16 protein-coding genes are annotated in these 19,209 nt (G+C 56.5%); 9 read left to right on the top strand and 7 right to left on the bottom strand.

Features of this window, described 5'->3' with window-relative positions; all coding sequences use genetic code 11:
- Positions 1-10: 10 nt before the first annotated feature.
- The 6 genes from U5L07_09185 to U5L07_09160 form a co-directional block, all read right to left on the bottom strand.
- On the bottom strand, positions 11-208 hold the full coding sequence (locus U5L07_09185; protein MDZ7831908.1) for a hypothetical protein: 198 nt from the start codon (positions 206-208) through the stop codon (positions 11-13).
- On the bottom strand, positions 198-1,049 hold the full coding sequence (gene xdhC, locus U5L07_09180) for a xanthine dehydrogenase accessory protein XdhC (GenBank protein ID MDZ7831907.1): 852 nt from the start codon (positions 1,047-1,049) through the stop codon (positions 198-200). The genes U5L07_09185 and xdhC overlap by 11 nt, the downstream gene beginning before the upstream one ends.
- The gene (locus tag U5L07_09175; GenBank protein ID MDZ7831906.1) at positions 1,046-1,213 is read right to left on the bottom strand and encodes a hypothetical protein; all 168 of its coding nucleotides are present in this window, start codon (positions 1,211-1,213) and stop codon (positions 1,046-1,048) included. The genes xdhC and U5L07_09175 overlap by 4 nt, the downstream gene beginning before the upstream one ends.
- Before the next feature lie 100 nt (positions 1,214-1,313).
- Positions 1,314-2,213, bottom strand: coding sequence for a zinc transporter ZupT (zupT, locus tag U5L07_09170; GenBank protein ID MDZ7831905.1), 900 nt, complete (start codon positions 2,211-2,213; stop codon positions 1,314-1,316).
- Positions 2,214-2,507: 294 nt separating this feature from the next.
- Positions 2,508-3,854, bottom strand: coding sequence for a multiheme c-type cytochrome (locus U5L07_09165; GenBank protein MDZ7831904.1), 1,347 nt, complete (start codon positions 3,852-3,854; stop codon positions 2,508-2,510).
- Positions 3,855-3,951: 97 nt separating this feature from the next.
- Positions 3,952-4,497 carry a NapC/NirT family cytochrome c gene (locus U5L07_09160; protein MDZ7831903.1) on the bottom strand — a complete coding sequence of 182 codons (546 nt, stop codon included), beginning with the start codon at positions 4,495-4,497 and terminating at the stop codon, positions 3,952-3,954.
- Between the two features lie 339 nt (positions 4,498-4,836).
- On the opposite strand from U5L07_09160, the gene U5L07_09155 reads away from it, so the two are divergent.
- Entirely contained in the window at positions 4,837-5,964 is a 1,128-nt protein-coding gene (locus U5L07_09155; GenBank protein MDZ7831902.1) for a cysteine desulfurase family protein, read from the top strand.
- 76 nt (positions 5,965-6,040) lie between these two features.
- Here U5L07_09155 and U5L07_09150 read toward each other — a convergent pair whose 3' ends face one another.
- The gene (locus U5L07_09150; protein ID MDZ7831901.1) at positions 6,041-6,952 is read right to left on the bottom strand and encodes an EamA family transporter; all 912 of its coding nucleotides are present in this window, start codon (positions 6,950-6,952) and stop codon (positions 6,041-6,043) included.
- Between the two features lie 121 nt (positions 6,953-7,073).
- On the opposite strand from U5L07_09150, the gene aspS reads away from it, so the two are divergent.
- The 8 genes from aspS to U5L07_09110 all read left to right on the top strand — a co-directional run bounded on the left by aspS (position 7,074) and on the right by U5L07_09110 (position 19,201).
- Entirely contained in the window at positions 7,074-9,209 is a 2,136-nt protein-coding gene (gene aspS / locus U5L07_09145; GenBank protein ID MDZ7831900.1) for an aspartate--tRNA ligase, read from the top strand.
- A 15-nt stretch (positions 9,210-9,224) separates the two neighbouring features.
- Entirely contained in the window at positions 9,225-10,448 is a 1,224-nt protein-coding gene (locus U5L07_09140; GenBank protein ID MDZ7831899.1) for an amidase family protein, read from the top strand.
- On the top strand, positions 10,445-11,893 hold the full coding sequence (gatB, locus tag U5L07_09135; protein MDZ7831898.1) for an Asp-tRNA(Asn)/Glu-tRNA(Gln) amidotransferase subunit GatB: 1,449 nt from the start codon (positions 10,445-10,447) through the stop codon (positions 11,891-11,893). Before U5L07_09140 ends, gatB begins: the two co-directional genes overlap by 4 nt.
- Positions 11,894-12,022: 129 nt before the next feature.
- Positions 12,023-12,739: a cytochrome b5 domain-containing protein gene (locus tag U5L07_09130; protein ID MDZ7831897.1), complete on the top strand. Its 717-nt coding sequence runs from the start codon at positions 12,023-12,025 to the stop codon at positions 12,737-12,739.
- 114 nt (positions 12,740-12,853) lie between these two features.
- A complete protein-coding gene (locus U5L07_09125) occupies positions 12,854-13,234 on the top strand; it encodes a hypothetical protein (GenBank protein ID MDZ7831896.1) in 381 nt (126 codons plus the stop codon).
- Positions 13,235-13,449: 215 nt separating this feature from the next.
- Complete coding sequence (locus U5L07_09120) at positions 13,450-14,769, top strand: TolC family protein (protein MDZ7831895.1); 1,320 nt, start codon at positions 13,450-13,452, stop codon at positions 14,767-14,769.
- Entirely contained in the window at positions 14,769-16,070 is a 1,302-nt protein-coding gene (locus U5L07_09115) for an efflux RND transporter periplasmic adaptor subunit (GenBank protein MDZ7831894.1), read from the top strand. The genes U5L07_09120 and U5L07_09115 overlap by 1 nt, the downstream gene beginning before the upstream one ends.
- Positions 16,071-16,081: 11 nt before the next feature.
- On the top strand, positions 16,082-19,201 hold the full coding sequence (locus U5L07_09110; protein ID MDZ7831893.1) for a CusA/CzcA family heavy metal efflux RND transporter: 3,120 nt from the start codon (positions 16,082-16,084) through the stop codon (positions 19,199-19,201).
- The last annotated feature ends 8 nt before the right edge of the window (positions 19,202-19,209 follow it).

The following is a 19,209-nucleotide window of genomic DNA, read 5'->3' as shown; positions in this document are numbered from 1 at the left end:
TTTGTTTGACTTAGGTCAAGAACCGAATTTTTTTTGCTAAAATGGTGGCGCCCAAAAATGCCATTAACTTAAGAATGAAAATTAACTCGGTTGTCATTTCGCCTATGACCGGCCGAATTTTATCCCGCTCGGCCCCAAGGACCACAACAATGGTCTCGACCCCGGCATCCAGCATCTGCCAAAATCGCACCGCCGGTTCACCCTGCACAGGGAGAAGCTGCTTGGTTTGCCCCATCCGCTGCGATGCGTCTGCGGCCAGCAATATGGCCCCCAATTCTGCGGCCATGAACCCTCCTTTGCGCGATCAGTTCGCCCACAATGCTAACGGCAATCTCGCGGGGCGTCACCGCCCCGATATCCAGTCCCACCGGGGTATACACCCGCTCAAAGTCCTTATCCGAAAATCCCGTAGCGCGAAGTTTTTCAAAAAACGAGGCCCGCTTGCTCTTGCTGCCCAGAAGGCCGATGTAGGCGGCATCGGTTTCAAGCGCGGCTTTAACAACCGTTAAATCATGGGCATGCCCCCGGGTGCAGACCACGATCAATGTATCCGCATCCACGGAAATATCCGAAAACGCCTGATCAAAAGCGCAGGCCCGCATCTGATCCGCATCCGGCAGCATCTCCGGGCTTAAGAAATCCTCCCGGTCGTCAATGGCGGTTACGGAAAACCCGGTATAAGCAGCCAGATGGCACACCGCCTGCCCCACATGCCCCGCACCGCAGACAATCACCCGCGGGGCCGGCAGAATGGGCTCGATATAGAGGCTCACCCGGCCGCCGCAGGCATACCCGGCCGCCTCGGTCAACTCCAGATGCAGAAGCCGGGGCTCGCCTTCGGCCATCATCCGGCGGCCCATTTCAGCGGCCTCATTTTCCATGGCTCCGCCGCCAACCGTCCCTATGGTTTGGCCGTCTTCTGCCACCAGCATTTTGGCGCCCTTTTTAGCGGGCACCGACCCCTGGCTGTCCACCAGGATAATCAGCGCGCAGGGGATGCCCTGCTGCCTCCGCGCTTCCAGTGCTTCAAATACGGTTGTCTCGTTCAATAGGTTACCTCTTGAATAGCGTTGAGCTCTTCCTCAATCACGCCTTTAAAAAGATCCAGCTTATATGCGGTGCCGGGCAGCGGGTCAGCGCCTTCAACCACCGCTTTTGCGGCTTTTTCAATGGTTTGCGCATCCAGGCGCCGGCCGCGGATGGCTTCCTCCACGGGCTTACTCCGCCAGGGCACCGGCAGTCCGTCTGTATAATAAAGGAACCCCGCGCCGGCGTGAATACATTAAAACCCGTATTTATCCATCAATTATCCCCTATTTCATTATCAACAGGCTGACGGCCATGACCAGCATCCCCCCTATCAGCCCAAAAATACTGTCATGGCCCTTTCCATAAGCCTGACTGGTGGGCAGAAGCTCATCAAGGCTGATATAGACCATAACTCCGGCAACACCGCCGAAAAGAATACCCATTAACTGGGGCGGGATCACGCCTTGGGGGCCGCCTACCAAAACGCGAAGCACCACATAGGCGACGCCGGCGCCGACGGGCTCGGCCAGGCCGCTGAGAAGGGAATATACGAATGCTTTTTTCCGGTCGCCGGTGGCATAGAATATGGGCACGGAGACGCTGATCCCCTCGGGGATATTATGGAGGGCAATGGCAATGGCAATGGCCAGGCCGACCTTCGGGTCCTGGAGTGCGGCCAGAAATGTGGCCAGCCCTTCGGGAAAATTGTGGATGCCGATCGCCAGGGCCGTAAACAGGCCCATGCGCATGAGCTTTCTGTTTGAGCCCTCATCAGCCGATGCGGACAAGCTTTGACTGCCGCCCTGACAAACTGCATGGTAGTCCGGAATTGGCGCCGATGGATCGCGAAGCGGGGCGGTCAGCTCTTCGGAATGCGGTTCATGTGGATTCTCAGCCGATGGAATCAGATTGTCGATTACGCCGATCAGCAATATGCCGCCAAAAAACGAGGCGGCATTGACCCAGTGCCCCCAGTAATCCCCGTACTGAAGGGTCAGCGACTCAATGCCTTTTAAAAAAATCTCCACAAATGAAACATAGAGCATGACCCCGGCGGAAAACCCGGTTGCCACGGATAGAAAACGATAGTTCGTCCGCTTGGCGGTAAACGCGATAATGCTGCCGATGCCGGTGGCCATTCCGGCAAACAGGGTAAGGCCGAAGGCAATCCAGACTTGTGTCATATCATGTTTCCCATGTCTTCCAGGTTCACAGCCCGATCTTAAAAAAAAACAAGGCGGGTTGCAAAACCCGCCCTGATCAATCAACGGAATCAAATTAACGGAATCAAATCAACTGAGCCAATCACAATGGCCTAAGCTATTTATTGATGGACTCGTAAAATGTCGATTCTGGGACGGCAAAGAAAAAAGTTCAAGATCGCGGCGCGCAAATCCCGAGGAATGCAGCGTACTTACTCGTACGTGAAATTCCGAGGGATGCAGCGCAACAAAGATATTGGACTTTTTGCGAAGCCGTCATTTATTTTCCCCAAAAATTTCCGGGGGCCGCGTGGTGATGCCCGTGGCGTTGGGATAGTCCTCATATTGATGGGCCTTGCGGTCTTCTTTTATCAGTTCCCTGGCCTCCTTCATGAATTCGTTATACCGATGCTTGCACTCATAGAACCCATGCCACCAGCTATAATCCGGCGCCATCATGGCCGCGCCCATGCGCGCACGGCGGCCCTCATGGTGCCAGAGCTCATAGAATTCGTTTTCCAACGCCTCGTCAAAAAACCGGTCCTGATCCAGGAGCCCTTTTTCATAAAGCTTGTCCAGCATCTCTTTGGCCGGCTTAAAATACACATTATTATATTCTTCAACCACCTGGTCCAGGGTCTCGTAGTGGGCCTTGACCCAGTTTTCCCCGTGGCACTGCATGCAGATTTCCTGCATTTTTTCCCGTTCCACCTCCCAGTTGGTCTCAGCAGGGAAGGCTTTAAATTCAGAGGGCCGAACGGTCAGCGGCGCCTGAATCTCCCAGGAGAGGCGCTCGGTCACATCGTGGGTGGTCCGGACCGAGCCGGCACCGGACATGTGGCAGGAGGCGCAGGTCGGGGCGCGGTAATCCACGCCCGGCGACCAGGTCCCCGGCGCCGCACCCCAGTTGTACTCATCGCCGAATGCATCATAAATGGCGCCGTGCTTGGATTCGGTATAAATTTCGATCTGGGGGTGATCCGGCCCCAGGTGGCACTGCCCGCAGGCCTGCGGCTTTCTGGCCTCCATGACGGAAAAACGGTGCCGGGTATGGCAACTGCTGCAACTACCCTTGCTGCCGTCGAGATTCATGCGGCCGACGCCGACATTGGGCCAGGTCTCGGGGGTCAGCTTACCTTCCTCGTCGGTTTCGAGCACCGTGCCGTGGCAGTAGTAACAGCCGGACGCCCGCTCGAAATCGCTGTTCATGCCGTCGTTTAACCAGGGGTCGATCTTCCAGATGATCTCCAGCGTATTGGCATGCTTGCTTTTGCTGTACTGCTTGGCCTCATCCGGGTGGCACCGGGAGCAGTCCTTGGGGGTCACCACGCCGGCCACCGGCACCTTGTATTGCGACCGGCCCCACTTGGAATCCGATTTTTCGTACTGCTTGTAGTGTTGCTTGCTGACGTCGTCGTCATGCTCCTCCGCCCGGTGGCAGTCGATGCAGGTAATATTCGACTCGGCATGCCCGCTGGCCGCCCAATCGCCGAAAATCCCCGGATGCTCCCGCTTGTGGCACTGGATGCAGGCGATGCCGGCATCCGAGATGGCCCTTTCGATCCGGAACTCCTTCACTTTGGCCATGTCCGGTTTTGCTTTCTGGTCATTTTGCTGGGACATAACGGGGGCGGCCAATAACAAAAAGCAAACCGCCATAGCGGCCGCGACACCTGAAAAAAGTTTCATACCCTCCTCCCATTGGTTAATGTAAGCCGGATTAACGCAAACCGGGTTGATATTGTTTATATTGATACGTTGTCGTGGGGTTGTGCACCAGGTCTCGGTGGCAGTCTACGCATCGTTTTTCGTTGCCGGGCCGGGCATATACCAACGACCGGTGCGCCAGCATGGCACCCCGCTTTTCCGGGATATACAAAATGTTTCGGTGGCATTTCCGGCACTGGGCGTTGTCAAAGGACTTGTAGGCCTTCATCCGGTTTTCGTGGTGATCGTATTCGTCCATGGTGAAATGGGCGATCACGTCCTTTAAACCGTGCAACGTCTTGGTGTAGAAAAAATCCACGGTGTCGTGGGGCGCCGGCAGGTGGCAGTCCATGCAGTCTGCCACAAAGCCCTGGGCGTTGTTGTGGTGGGTCGATGTCTTCCAGGTGTTATAGGCGTATTCGATTTCATGACAGGAGGCGCAGAACTGGGGGGTGGATGTCCGGACCATGGTGTAGTAGGTCATGCTGAAAACCGGAAAGCCGATGATAATGCCAAGTGCCACCAAAACCAACGCTTTAACCCATTTCTTTGAAAACATAGCGTCCCTTGCCCACAAGAAAGGTTGACAGAATAGCCCTCAGCGTCTCTACATGTTTCTATATCCGGCTGATTACTTAAATATCAAGACAGCTTACGATTTTTCAATAACTATTTTTGCCCCGCAGATCATAAATGTTTCGCCCGTCGGCAGCAGTGATGCGAAATAAATATGGCCGAAAACGGTGAACAAAAAATTGACCGGGATCAATTGCGCCAATAAAATTTTATATTATCCGGATTCAGGGTTGATTTATCCTTTAAGCCCTGTTTTTAACCTCCGTCTGGGGGAGAGTCCCCCGCGGAAATACAACTTATTTAAGCCAAAGGATAAAAACGGATGCCGCAGACAATTTATCTCGATTACAACGCCACCACGCCCCTTGCCCCTGAAGTCCTTGGGGCAATGCGGCCGTTTCTTGAAACAGAGTTCGGCAACCCGTCCAGCTCACACGCATTCGGGGATGTCCCGCGGCGGGCGGTTGATTCGGCCCGCCGCCGGGTTGCGGAACTTCTGGGCTGCAAGCCGGAAGAAATTATCTTTACCTCAGGCGGCACAGAGGCAAACAACCACGCCATAAAAAGCGCGGCCATGCTGCGCGCAGACCGGGGCAAACATATAATTACCTCGCAGATTGAACATCCCGCTGTGCTCGAGGTTTTCCGCTTTCTTGAAAGGCAGGGATTTGAGGCCACTTACCTGCCGGTGGACGAAACCGGCCGGGTCTCTGCCGGCATGCTTGAATCCGAAATCCGGCCGGACACGATCCTTATCTCCATCATGCACTCAAACAACGAAGTCGGCACCGTCCAGCCCATAACGGAAATCGCCGGCATTGCGGAAACACACGGCATTCTCATGCACACAGACGCCGCCCAGTCCGCTGGAAAGATCCGGACGACAACCGATATTTCCGGCCTGTCGCTTTTAAGCATTGCCGGCCACAAGCTCTATGCCCCCAAAGGCATCGGCGCCCTCTACATTAAAAGCGGCCTGCATCTTGAGCCTTTCTGTCACGGCGCGGGTCAGGAAGGCGGCCGCCGGGCGGGCACGGAAAATGTTTCAATGATCGCCGGCCTGGGCAAGGCCTGCGAGATCGCAGAAAGAGATTTTGACAAGAACTTCACCCATATGCAGAACCTGCGCGACCGGCTGGAAGCAGAAATTTCCACCGAAATCTCTGATGCAAAAATAAACGGCCACCCTGAGCACAGACTGCCCAACACGCTAAGCATCTCATTTTACGAGCTGGCGGCCAACAGGATACTCGATGAAATAAAGGATCAAGTAGCGGCCTCCGCGGGCGCGGCCTGCCATGCGGACACGGTTTCTGTCTCCCATGTGCTTTCGGCAATGGGTCTGGATGCAAAATGGGCCAAGGGCACGCTTCGCCTGAGCACCGGCCGCATGAGCACCGAAGCCGAAGTCGCCCGGGCAGCCGAAATAATCACGGCGGCCGGGTCTTAGGGGTCAAATCTTTAATCTTGACAATTTGTCGGCCATATCCTCAAATTGTCAAGATTAAAGATTTGACCCCTATTTCTTATTTCCGGCTGGCGATATAGATGCTCAGCAGCACTATGCCGGCGCCTAAACATCCCGTCGGGCTCAGGCGCTCGCCAAAAAGCAGGAGGCCGATTAAAATGCCGCAGACCGGTTCAAACAGCGCCACGATAGAGCCGGCCTGGGCGGTGATGTAATTGGCGCCCTTAAAAAAAAGGGTGTAGGGGATTGCCAGGGAAACCGTGCCGAGCAGAAACAGAAACGGCAGGTTTTGCCAGAAATATCCGGGAGGAATCAAAATCCCGAACGGCAGCAGAAGAATCGTCACGATGACGCATCCCCAGAGAGCCCGGGTCTGGGCGGGAAGATGGCCGGCCAGAAACCTTCCGAACATAAACACCCCGGCAAGGCCGATGCCCGATACCAGCGCACTTGCAATGCCCAACAGCTCACCCGGATCTCCTTGCAGCAAACCCGCCGGTTCCGTGATAAGCGCCGTGCCCAATAACCCCGCAGCTACTGCAAACCAGGTCAGGGGCGTATTTTTTTCCTTGAGGATAAAGGGGCTTAAAATCGCCACATGGATCGGCGCCGTGTAATGAAGCAGCACCGCTTTGGCAACGGAGATCTTCATAATGGCCAGATAGTAGGTGACCGGGGTGATGCACATGGAAACTCCCACACAAAACAGCACGAACAGATGCCTGCGCTCCAGCTTTCGCAAATCAAGGGATTCTACCCCGCCGTGCCGGCGAAGGATCCAGAAAAACAAAAACAGTATGCCGAACAAGGCGCGGTAGAAGGCGATGCTCATGGAGGAGTAGGCATCAATGGAGCGGACCCATATCGGTATCAGCGAAAAGCAGAATGCCCCGCCAAGCGTCATCATAAGCCCTTTCAGACGCGGCGGAAGCCGGGTGGCCTTTTTGTTGGGGCTGTCGGTATGTGGCATATGCATCCAGAAAAACTTGGAAATAAAAAATCTCTTTAAACCCGCCCTAAAATCCGGTAAGGGCTTATGAAACATAAATCCTATATTATTAACATTTTTAATTAAAAGGAAACACACAAATATGACGTCCCCTGATCGATCCATGTGCGGGCGCATGGGTACCGCCCATATCGGCCGGCAGGTGATGCTCGCCGGCTGGGTGGACGCCCTGCGGGATCATGGCGAGGTGCTTTTCATCCACCTGCGCGACCAGAGCGGCATCGTACAGGTGGTGTTCAGCCCTGAATCCACGGACAAAGCCGTCTGCCAGCAGGCCGAGCACCTGAGAAACGAGTTCTGCGTTCGCATTACCGGGCAGGTGGTGCGCCGGGCCGTGGGCACGGAAAACCCCCATATTGCGACGGGCGATGTGGAGGTGAGCGCATCGGACTTGAAGATTTTGAGCCGGTCAAAAACCCCGCCCTTTCCCATATCGGAAAAATCCATGCTGGCCGGGGTGCCGGTTCGCCAGGATCAATCGGTTACCGAGGATTTAAGACTCCAATACCGCTACCTGGACCTGAGGCGGCCGTCCATGCAGGATCATCTCATCAAGCGGCATGCCATTTCCCGGACCATCCGCAATTTTCTGGATGAAGAGGGGTTTATCGAGGTGGAAACCCCCATGCTGACCCGCAGCACGCCTGAAGGGGCCCGGGACTATATCGTGCCCAGCCGCCATCACCCCCGCAGCTTTTATGCCCTGCCCCAGTCGCCCCAGCTGTTCAAGCAGCTGCTCATGGTGGGCGGAGTGGAGCGCTATTACCAGATCGTCCGGTGTTTCCGGGACGAGGACCTGCGCCCGAATCGCCAGCCCGAATTCACCCAGCTCGACCTGGAAGCCGCATTTATTGACGAAGAATTTATTTACCGGGTTTTCGAAGAGCTGGTGTCGCGGATGTTTTCCGTGGGCGGCATTGACCTGCCCCGGCCGTTTCCCCGCATGACCTGGACCGACGCCATGAACACCGCGGGTTCAGACCGGCCCGACCTTCGCTTCGGCATGACCTTTGTAGATGCCACGGATATCTTTACGGATACGAACTATGCCATTTTCAGGCAGATTCTGGACCGGGGCGGCTGCATCAAGGGGATCAATGTCAAGGGCCAGTCCGGGGCCTTGAGCAAAAACATTCTGCAGAACGAATATGCCAAGGACATCGTGCCCGGTTTCGGCGCCCGGGGCATGACCTGGATGCGCGTGACGGAGGCCGGTCTGGACAGCAACATTGTCCAGTTTTTCAGCAAAAAGGAACAGGAGGCGGTTTTAAAGCGGTTCGGGGCTGAAACCGGCGATGTGATCCTGATGATCGCGGATCCGTCCTGGCACCTGGTCTGTAGCGCCCTGGGCCAGCTTCGCCTTCACCTGGCCAACCGGCTGGACCTGATTCCAGCAGAGGCGTACAAGCCTTTGTGGGTGACGGATTTTCCTTTGTTTGAACCCGCGGATACAGGTGTTACATCCAGCCACCACCCCTTTACCATGCCGGATCGCACCGACTTTGATCCTGAGGATGAAGATGCGCTCCTGGATCTTAAATCCCGGGCCTATGACCTGGTGGTAAACGGAGAGGAACTCGGCGGCGGCAGCATTCGTATCAATGACCGGGGCCTGCAGGATAAAATTTTTCAGGCCCTGGGCCTGGGGGAAGCGGACGTGGCGGAAAAATTCGGTTTTTTCCTTCAGGCCCTGGAATACGGGGCCCCGCCCCATGGCGGCATGGCGCTGGGCCTTGACCGGGTGGCGGCCATGATCCTCTCTGCCCCCTCCATCCGTGAGGTCATCGCCTTTCCCAAAAATCGCAGCGCTTACTGCCCCCTGACCCAGGCTCCGTCACAGGTTTCACAGGAGCAGCTGGCCGAGCTTGAACTGCTCGATATCAAGGGCGGCCCAACATTTTCGAGGGCCCGGGATCAAAAGGACCTTTTGGATTCCTTATCCTGGGTCTCGCGTATCGCCATTTCGGACGCGGAACGCGAACCCATGCGGGCAGTCCTTGAACAGGCCAAAGCCCTGGCCGAAAAAGTCAGCCGGGCAGCGGCGGCGGAAAATACCGAGAGCCCCGAGCCTCCTTTGTTTTCCGTGATACCGGCGGCCAACCGGTTTCGTGACGGCACCGCGGCCAGGGTCAGCGAGCTGTCGGAATCCGGGGATTTATCTAAAAATGCCGCCGCGGTGAAAGGCGGATATTTCAAAGTTGCATCGGTTTTGGAATAGCAGAAAAGGACAGTTATGAACGCTGAGATTTTTACCTATCAACCCGAATCCGAGCTGCAGGAATGCCGGGACGGAGCAATGGCCGGCAAAAAGGTGCTGATCCAGCCGGATCTATCCGTCCGGGACTGGCTGACAGATGCCGGCAGCCAGGCATTGACCGGTTTTCATGCAGTCATGGAGGCCACCACTGTGGCCCGGTTAAAATCCGCCGGCGCCTGCTTTTCAGGCAGCACCCGCATGGCGGAGCTGGGGTTCGGCATAAACGGCAGCACCATGCCAGCCGCCCTTGGCGCGGAACATGGCAGCCTGGGGCTGGTGACCGATTTTCTGGGCGAAGCCCGCATGACCGCCTGTCTTGCCGGCTGGTATGGATTCAAGCCGTCTTACGGCCTGCTTTCCCGATTCGGCCTGGTGGGACTGGTGCCATCCATGGAATGCACCGGCTTTCTGGCCCGAACGCCGGCCGACATCGCGGCGGCCCTGGCGGAAGCGGCCGGTCCGGATGAAAACGATTTTTCAATGGCCCCGGATCCGCCGCCGGACCTGACCCCCTCGGCGCTTTCTGCGCATGCGCCAAACCGGATCGGCGTTCCCGGGCAGATCGAACAGGATCTATCCCCCTCCGCCCGGGATGCGTTTTCCGCCGGACTTTCACAGGCAGAACAGGCCGGATTTGACATCACAGAGATAGACCTGCCGGGCTTTGACGAATTTGCCGCCGCCCACCAGGTGATTGCTTCGGTTGAAGCCTCGTCTTCCTGCGGCAAATATGACGGGGTGCGCTATGGATTTCAGGCGGCGGATGCCCAAAACTGGAATGAAATGTATCTTCAAACCCGGGGGGAGGCGTTCGGCGCCCGGCTCAAAGCCTTTCTGCTTCAGGGGGCCTATTTTCAGTTTGAAAATTATCCGGCATTTGAAAATGCCTGTGCCCTGCGGCAAAAACTGGTCAGCCGTCTGGATGCGGCATTCGAATCCGTCCATCTGCTGGCCCTGCCCGCGCGTCTGTCCAATGCCGACCCCTGCGGAGCCGAATCCATCGAAGAAACCTACGCGGCCTTCGGAATGACCCTGCCGGCCAGCCTGGCCGGACTGCCCGCGCTTTGCCTGCCGGGCCTTGTCCGTGACGGTGAAACCGATCTCGGCCTGCAGCTCGTGGGCCCGCGCATGACGGATGCCCAGGTACTGGCCGCCGGGCTTAAAATAAATGCGCGCATCAAAGGAGACGGCAGCAAATGACGCCTGATACGTCCAAATACGAAGCGGTCATCGGTCTTGAAATCCATGTGCAGTTAAATGCCGCCACAAAGCTCTTCTGCGACTGCCCCAACCAGCCCGGGGAAGCGCCCAACCGAAACACCTGCCCGGTCTGCCTCTGGCTACCCGGCGCCCAGCCACGGCTCAGCCGGCAGGCTGTTGAAAAGGCCGTGCTGGGATGTCTGGCCGCCAACTGCACCATTTCCGAGGAAAGCGCCTTTGACCAGAAAGTCTACTATTACCCGGATCTGCCCAAGGGGTTCCAGCTCTCCCAGCACCACAAACCCCTGGCGGTAAACGGCTGGATCGACATTATCGGGGAAAACGGCAATACGCGGCGGCTTGGCATCCATCACATCCATATGGAAGAGGATGTGGCCCGGCTGGTCCATGAAACCGAGGGGAGAACACCCGTCAGCCTGGTGGATTTCAACCGGGCCGGGGCGCCGCTTATCGAAATCGTCACTGAACCGGACATGCGAAACCCTTATGAGGCCATGGAGTTTTTAAAATCCCTTCGCACAAAGCTTCGCTACACGGGCGCCACGGAGTGCAGCATGGAACAGGGTACCATGCGGGCGGATGCCAATATTTCCCTGCGAGCGGCAGGCAGCGACAAATTTAACACCAAGGTGGAGGTCAAAAACATGAATTCCATCCACCACGTGGGCGATGCTATCAGCCATGAGATCCAACGCCAGGCCGAGGGCCTGGAACGGGGCGAACCCGTCACCCTGCACACCCGGCTGTGGGACCCGGACAAGCGGGCCACGACACCCATGCGGGAAAAATTTGCCGGCCCCTGCGTGCCGGACCCTTCCGTACCGGCCATCCGAATGGATCAGGCATGGCTGGAGACTATTCAAGAGAGGCTTCCGGAAATGCCGGCCCAAAAAGCCGACCGGTTCATGGCCGATTACGATCTGCCCGCTGCCGAGGCATTTGCCATGAGCCAGGAGCGGGAGATCGCCGAATTTTTTGAAGCCGCGGTGCAGCAGGAGAGAGCCCCGCGAAAAGCCGCCAACTGGATTGCCGGTCATTTGCTGCCTGCGCTTAAGGATCGCGGCCAGAGCCTTATAGACACCTGCCTGAACGCCGAACGGTTTGCCGGCCTGCTTGGGCTGCTTGATCAGGAAAAGATCAATACAGGCGCCGCCCGGGAAGTTTTGGCCCGGATGATAGACAAAGACGCCCCGCCCGAGCAGATCATCTCCGAGGGCGGGTTTGAACAGGTCTCGGATGCAGACAAACTGGAGGATATCGTTGATGCCATTCTGGCCGAACACCCCGATGACGTGGCGGATTACAAAAACGGCAACGCCAAGGTGCTCGGCTTTTTCATGGGCCTGGCCATGAAAGCCTCCCAGGGAAAAGCCAATCCCAAGCTTCTCAAAGAAATTCTGGCCAAACGCCTGGGCAGCCAATAACGCATCGACTATGATCTAAATTGAGCGATTTTCAACTTTGCCGCAGATACTTTTGGCATATTATAAAATCAGGGCTTAATTTATCGATTATTCAAAGTAAATAATCTCATTCTGCCAACGGAGCCCAAAATGAAAGAATTCACACGCGAAGAGCTGGCTGCCTTCAACGGGAAAGACAGCGAAAAAATCTATGTGGCGCACAAAGGCAAGGTCTATGATGTCAGCGGGAGCAAAATGTGGACGGGCGGCATTCATATGAAGCGCCATAGTGCCGGCAACGACCTGACCACGGATATCCAGGCGGCTCCCCATGAACCTGATGTCCTGGAGAGGTACCCCCAGGTCGGCACCTTGAAAAAAGAGACCGGCACCGATGAAATAAATGTACCGGAATTTTTATCGGCTCTGCTTGAGCGGATACCCATGCTCCGCCGGCACCCTCACCCCATGACCGTCCATTTCCCCATTGCCTTCATGCTTGCAACCACAGTGTTCACGGTTCTTTATCTGTTAACCGGAATTGCCGCCTTTGATACCACTGTATTTCATTGCTTAGGCGCCGGGGTTCTCTTCTCGCTCGTGGCCATTGGGACCGGGTGGTACACCTGGTGGCTCAACTACCTGGCAAAACCGCTGCGGCCGGTCAAGATCAAGAAGCGGATGTCAATCCTGATGTTTGTGGTTGCGGCCGCGGCTTTTGTCATGCGCGCCGCAGTTCCGGACATCCTGCTCAATTTTCGGGGAATCAGCGTCATTTACCTTATTCTGGTGATTTCCGTTTTCCCGCTGGTCACGGTTATCGGCTGGTATGGGGCGGCATTGACCTTTCCGGTGGAGAAGGAATAAAAAAAATATTGACCTGTGCGTTTTTCAAGTTTATGTTTTCTTCGTTTTTAATACTCATATTAATAATCCCCTATGATGAAGATGTATCGAATACAATTTAAAAGGGCAGTTGTAGTGTCTTTGTTTTTCTGCCTGGTAATCGCCACAGGCAGTTCGGATGCACTGGCCCTTTGTTTCAGCCAATCCCACCCCGGCGGTTCCGCAATCCACTATGCGATACATGGGGATTTGTCCGCCGGGCAACAGAATTTTGGCCGCACTTGCGATGCGGATCAATACAGCGGGAAAAAACGCTGTGTGGATATCTCTCTGGCAAAAGCCGCGCAAAACATTCCCACCCCCACGTCATTTCAATCCCTGGCCATCATCGCATCGGGCGTTTTGCTCGATTCAGATGACATGGCCATGTTCTTTAACCGCCACCCTTCTGTCGAATCATCTTTTCCCGCACCCGCTCCACCGATTTTCCTCCAGACCCAGACCTTTCTGAATTAAACCGCCGCCTCGAATTTCTTTTCCATCCGGAAAACCCAAAACGATCAAATCATCATTCAACGGACGAATGCGTTTAGCGGAAAAAGTTGCCGTTTGACCCGTGAAGTCGGTTTTTGAGCAAGCCACGGGCAGGCCGGCAGCCGTACGGATGTCTTGATGACGCCCGGTGCCGTTGTGCCGTTCATAAAAAAGAAAAAATGAAGAGGAATACCCCTATGCGTTACTGCCTGCTTGCCTGTCTGGTAGCCGTTATTATCGCCGGCATACCCGGCCGGATGGTGCTGGCCAATGCCGAAGCGCCACCTGATGCGCTATCGCTCCACCGGGCGATAAAAAAGGCCCTGGCCGCAAACCCGGAACTGGCCGCCTTCCAGGCTGAAATCGAAAAAGCAAAAGCCCGTCGGCGTCAAGCCGGCCTGTACCCGAATCCTGAACTGGCTTTCGAGTTGGAGGGATTCGGCGGCAGCGGCCCCTTTTCCGGCACGGAAAATGCCGAACGAAGCTTTTATTTGAAACAGGATATCCTGCTTGGCGGAAAAATTGGAAAACGCACCCGGGTGGCCGCCGAAGCAATTCAAAAAAACCGTTGGCAGATGAAAATCCTGGAACAAGATATCCGGAAAGGCGTGAAAAAAGCCTTTGTGGAAGTGGCCGGCGCCCAGAGCGCCGTCCGTCTGCAACGGGATCTGGTGAATCTGTCAACCCGGGTATATGACACGGTCCGACAAAAAGCGGATGCCGGCAAGGTATCGCCCATAGAGGCGGTAAAAGCCGAAATCGAGATGAAAAACAATCGCCAGTCGCTGCAAACCTTACATCGCCGGCTGCAAAGTGCCAGAAAAACCCTGGCGTCCTTCTGGAAGACCGCCGAACCGGGTTTCAAAACAGTTGCCAGCCGTCTTGACCAAATGCCCGAGCTGCCGCCGTTTGCCGCCCTTGAAGCCGGCCTTGACAAAAATCCGGATATTGAACGTTTCGACGCGGAAAAAACCTTTCAGAAAGCACAATACGATCTGGAACGGGCCCGGCGCATCCCCGACCTTTCATTGTCCGGCGGCTACCGCCAGATACCGGAGTCCGATGATACCGCCTTTATCGCTGAAATATCAATTCCTTTGAAAATCTTCGACCGAAACCAGGGCGAAATCGAAGCCGCACGCACGGCAGTGGACCAGGTTGCCGACCGTCGATACGAGGCCCTAAACCGCCGGCGGCAACAGCTCAACGCCGCATTCCAGGACGCACTGGCCGCGCGCGACGAGGTCCTGGCCTTAAAGCGCGACATCATTCCGGCCACCCGGGAGGTGTTTTCCGCCAAAAGACAGGGCTACGAAAGCGGCAAGTTTTCTTTTCTGGAATTGCTCGATGCCCAGCGGGTCCTGTTTGAAAGCCAGCAGCGCTACAATGACGCCCGGATTCGCTATCATCTGGCGATCGCTGAAATCGAGCGACTGACGGGGCAACCCCTTGCAGAAGCTTCTGCGAAAACACAAGGCGCAATCCATATCGAAAAGAAACAAGGAGATCGAGGATAATGAAAAACTGGAAACACGGTTTTACAACTGCATTGATTGTCAGGGCTGCGGCTTTTTTCATTGTATCGGCTGCGGCCATGCTCCTTTGCCTGCCGGCGGGCCCCGTCGCGGCACAGACACAGGCGCCTCATGAACATGCCCGGGGAGTTCATGCCGAAGATAACACTCCTGAATCGAAAGAACATGTTGCCCCTGGCAGCGGAGAGGCTTCCGAACAAGCCCTCAGCGGCAAAGAAGAAGATGCCGAAGCGGTTCACATGACCGCCGCGCAAATCAAAGAATTCGGTATTCAAACCGCAGATGCCGGACCGGGAGAGATCCATGCCCAGGCCGAGCTGCCCGGCGAAATCGTCGCCGACCCGGACCGGGTGGCCCATGTCGTGCCCCGGGTGTCGGGCTTTACCCGGGAAGTGCTGAAAAAAGCGGGCGATACGGTCTCCGCCGGAGAGGTGCTGGCCGTGATCGACAGCCGGGAGCTGGCGGATGTGAAATCCGAATACCTGACGGCGCGCAAACGGCTGGATTTGGCCCGGGCCGAATTTGAACGGGAAACACGGCTCTGGAACCAGAAAATCACCTCCGAGCAGGAATTTCTGGATGCAAAGACCGCCATGGCCGAAGCCGATATCCAACTCTACAGCGCAAAGCAGAAGCTTTTGGCCCTGGGATTTGACGCGCAATATGTGGCCGGTCTGTCGGATCAGCAGCAGGAAAGCCTGACCCGATACAAGATCACTGCGCCCACCGGCGGTATTGTCACGGACAGAAGCCTTGCCGTGGGCGAAGTCGTTGACCCGCAATCCGACATCTTCGTAGTGGCCGATCTGAACACGGTATGGGTGAACCTGACCGTTTACCAGAAGGATCTGGGCGTCGTTGCCGAAGGCCAGCCGGTCACTGTCTTTGCGGATAAGATCGATGCCCGGGTCAAAGGTGAAATCGATTATGTCAGCCCGGTGGTGGATGAGGCCACCCGCACGGCCACGGCCCGGGTGATACTGGACAATTCCGACGGCCGCTGGCGGCCCGGGCTTTTTGTCACCGGCAAAGTCGATACGGCATCGATTCCGGCCGATATCGTGGTGCCCAAGTCGGCCATCCAGACCATCGATGAAAAACCGGTGGTGTTCGTCAGAACAGATCATGGTTTTGCGCCCGCGCATGTCAAGATCGGAAAGCAAAATGCCACGCACGCAGAAATTGCTGCCGGGATCGCACCGAATACCGAAATTGCCGTGACCAACACGTTCATGCTCAAATCAGAGCTGAAGAAGGGATCCATTGGCGGACACAATCACTAAGAGGAAAAATTATGATCAGAAATATTATCCATACCGCACTGGCCAACAAGCTGCTGGTGGTCATCTCCATCGTGCTGGTTTTCGGCTTCGGCGTTTACGCCTACCGGAGCCTGCCGGTGGATGCCTTTCCGGATGTATCGCCTGCCCTCGTCCAGGTCTTTACGGTTACTGAAGGCCTGGCCCCCGAAGAGGTCGAAAAATACGTCACCTACCCCATCGAGGCCAAGATGACCGGTTTGCCCAAGGTGCGCGAAATCCGGTCCGTTTCGAATTTCGGCCTGTCGGTGGTCAATATCTATTTCGAGGACGGCACCGACATTTATTTCGCCCGGCAGGTGGTGGGCGAAAAGCTCGGCGAGGCCCGGGAACAAATCCCCGAAGGCTTTGGTGATCCCCAGATGGGGCCCATTGCCACCGGCCAGGGCCAGATTCTTTATTATTATCTCAAGGATACCACCGGACAGTACTCCCTGACCGAACTGAGAACCTTCCAGGACTGGATCGTGAAGTTCAACCTGCAGACCGTTCCCGGTGTGACCGAAGTCCTCGGCATCGGCGGGCACGAAAAGCAGTTTCAGGTGGTCGTGGACCCGGATGCCCTGCTGCGCTACGACCTGTCGTTGCAGGAAATCATTGAAAGAATCGAAAACAACAACCGAAATGTCGGGGCCCAGTTTCTGGAACAAAACGGTGAGCAGCTCATTGTCCGCTCCGAGGGCCTGGCCGAAGGCATCTCCGATCTGGAAAAAATCGTGGTCAAAAGCGCAGACGGCCGGCCGGTTTATCTTGCCGACGTGGCGGACATAAAGATCGGCGGGGCCATCCGCCGGGGGCTTCAGACCCGAAACGGCCAGGAGGAAGTGGTGGCGGGCATGGTCATCAAGCTTCTCGGCACCAATTCATCGACCGTTATTGCGCAGGTCCAGGAAAAACTGGCGGAAATCCAGAACAGTCTGCCGGAAGGCGTCGAAATCGTGCCGTTTTACGAGCAGAAAACCATTGTGGACGCTTCGGTCAACACGGTTACCAGCGCCCTGGTCCAGGGCATCGGGCTGGTGCTGGTGGTGGTGTTCGTGTTCATGGGCGGCATCCGGCCCAGCCTGATCGTGTCCCTGGCCATACCCTTTTCCGTATTGTTTACTTTCATCGTCATGCGCGTCACCGGCATGTCAGCCAACCTGATGACCCTGGGCGGGGTGGCCATTGCCATCGGGATGATGGTCGACGGCACCATCGTGATGGTGGAAAACGCCGATCGCATGCTGCGCCGCTCCGACCCGGACGAATCCGTATCCCATGTGGTCGCCCGGGCCTGCCGGGAAGTGGCGCGGCCGATCCTGTTTGCCATCAGCATTATCATCATCGTGTTTCTGCCGCTGTTTACCCTGGAAGGGGTGGAGGGCAAGACCTTCCGGCCGCTGGCCTACACGGTATCCATTGCCATGCTGGGGGCGATGATTTACAGCATTTTTCAGACCCCGGCACTCTGTGCGCTGCTGCTCAAGCGTCCCGGCGGCAAATCCTCGGGGCAAGCGTCGCCGACGCCGAAAGAACCCCTGGTGGTCCGGGTGCTGCTCAAACCCTATAAGCCGCTGGTCGGATTTTTCGTCCGGTTCCGGTGGCTCGCCGTCAGCCTTTCCGTGCTGCTGCTTGTCATCGGGGCGCTCGTCTATCCGCGTCTCGGCCAGGAATTTACCCCGCGGCTCCTGGAAGGCGATATCATGGTAAACCTCACGTTTGCGCCCTCGGCATCCATTTCGGAGACCAAGCGCAACGTGATGCTTCTGGAAAAGCGCTTTCTTACGATACCGGAAGTGTCCGAAGTGGTCAGCCGCATCGGGCGCGGCGAAGTCGGGGCGCATTCGGCGCCGGTCAATGTCAGCCACATGAATGTTTTGTTAAAACCCGAATCCGAATGGACGGATGCGAAAACCCAGCCGGATATCGAGGCCAAAATCCGTAGTAAATTAAAGGGTTTTCCCGGCGTTCAGACCAATATCACCCAGCCGATCCAATTAAGTGTCGATGAACTCATCGGCGGCGTGAAAGCGGAGCTGGCCGTGAAACTGTTTGGCAACCGCATCGACACCCTCAAGGAGAAAGGCGATGCCATCGGCGCCGTGCTGCGCGATGTTGCCGGCGCAGCAGACGTTCAGGTGCAGCAGATGACCGGTGCGCCGCAGCTCATCATCCGGCCGGACCGAAAGGCCGCAGCCCGGTACGGCATAAACATCGCCGATATCCAGGACGTGATCCGAGCCGCAGTGGGCGGAGTTGAAGCCGGACAAGTATTTGAAGGCATCCGCCGGTTTGACATCTACGTCCGATATGAAGCCTCCGCCCGAAGCACCCCCGAGGCCATAAAAAATATTATCGTACAGACCCCGGACGGGGTTCGCCTGCCGCTTTCCGAGCTGGCAACCGTGAAAACCGTGGTGGGCCCGCGCCAGATCCTGCGGGAAAACAACCAGCGCTATATTGCCGTTCAATGCAACGTGGTGGGCCGGGATATCGGCAGCTTCGTGGAAGAAGCGCAGAAACGGATTGCCGCCGATATCGAGCTGCCGGCCGGCTATTTTATCAACTGGGGCGGGCAGTTCGAACTGCAGCAGCAGGCCAACCAGCGCCTGGCCATCGTGATTCCGGTCACGCTGGCGCTCATTGCGATAATGCTCTACATGAGCTTTAAGACCTTTTCCAGCACCCTGCTCATCCTGCTCAACATCCCATTGGCCCTTGTGGGCGGGATTGTGGCCCTCTGGATCGGCGGCCAGAACCTCTCGGTGCCCGCATCTGTGGGATTTATCGCATTATTCGGCATTGCCCTGGAAAACGGGATGGTGCTGGTCACCTATATCAACCAGCTCGTCCGGGAAGGTGTGCCGGTCAGTGCCGCATCGATCCAGGGGGCCTGCATGCGGCTGCGGCCGGTGCTCATGACGGCCGCGACCACGGCCCTCGGCTTAATCCCGCTGCTGCTTTCGTCGGGCACGGGCAGCGAGGTGCAAAAACCCCTGGCCGTGGTGGTCATCGGCGGCCTGGTCTCTTCAACTTTTTTGACGCTGCTGGTGCTGCCGAGTCTTTATAAATGGTTTGCACCGCGCATTGAAACCGAAACCAACGGGAACTAAGGAGCAGA

This window comes from Desulfobacterales bacterium (assembly GCA_034520365.1).
Lineage (GTDB): Bacteria > Desulfobacterota > Desulfobacteria > Desulfobacterales > Desulfosalsimonadaceae > M55B175.
The sequence above is the reverse complement of the archived record's forward strand: the minus strand, read 5'-3'. Positions and strand labels throughout refer to the sequence as shown.